The following is a 964-nucleotide window of genomic DNA, read 5'->3' on the forward strand; positions in this document are numbered from 1 at the left end:
TCCAGCTCGATGCGGCTGTCGAGATCGCGATCCAGTGAACCATCCGCGCGACGGCCGCGTGGGCGCGTACCGGCAATCGGGTAGATTTCAATCTGGCGAGAATCCGCGTCGTATTTCAGCGAGCTTTCAGGCGACGCGCCAAACAAGGTGAAGTCTTGATCCTGCATAAAGAACATATAGGGGCTGGGATTGTTCTCTTTCAGCGTCTGGTACGCGGCCAGCGGCGATGGGCACGGCAGTGAGAAACGGCGTGACGGCACCACCTGGAAGATTTCACCGATGCGAATCGCTTCCTGCATTTGACGTACCACGTCACCGTATTCTTCATCGCTCTGGTTACAACTGAGCGTCATATCGGTCAGCGTCTGGCGCGGCAGCGCGGGTGCTGGCTGCTGCAACTGGTGCCCTAACTGTGCCAGACGGTGTTGCAGACGCTGACGTTCGGCGGCATCGGGCGTGAACAGACTGGCCTGTAAATGCGTGACGCGCTGTTGGTGATCGAGGATCAACAAGGTTTCTGCCAGATAAAAGCAGTAATCCGGGCAGCGTTGCTGTTGGCTGAGCGGCGGTAATGCTTCGAACCCGGCAACCAAATCGTAAGCGAACAGGCCACCGAAGAACATCGCTTCCCGCTCATCGGCGGGGCTGGTGACCAGCGTTTGCAGCAGACGCAACGCATCAAAAACTGACAGCGAACGCAGACGTGCATCTTCGTCTTGCAGGGTATCAACGGCGGGGAAGGTTAACTCACGACCGTTGGGGCGCACGGCGACATCGATATCTGCCGGTAATAGCTGGTCGAGCAATGGCAGCAGCGTCGCGCCGTTAGCGGTCAATGCCTGAATGGAGACTTGCTGCCCCAGTGCGGTGATCCGCAATGCACTATCAATGATCAACAGGCTTTTCAGATCCTGTTTACTGTCAATTTCCGCGGATTCCAGCAGCAGCGTCGTCGGTCGGGCAC

1 protein-coding gene is annotated in these 964 nt (G+C 57.7%); it reads right to left on the reverse strand.

Annotated features, from left to right (window positions below):
• On the reverse strand, nucleotides 1-964 hold a 964-nt coding region (locus J5224_RS30300; protein WP_264628751.1), incomplete at both ends, for a chorismate-binding protein.

It is taken from the genome of Candidatus Symbiopectobacterium sp. NZEC135 (genome assembly GCF_025962695.1).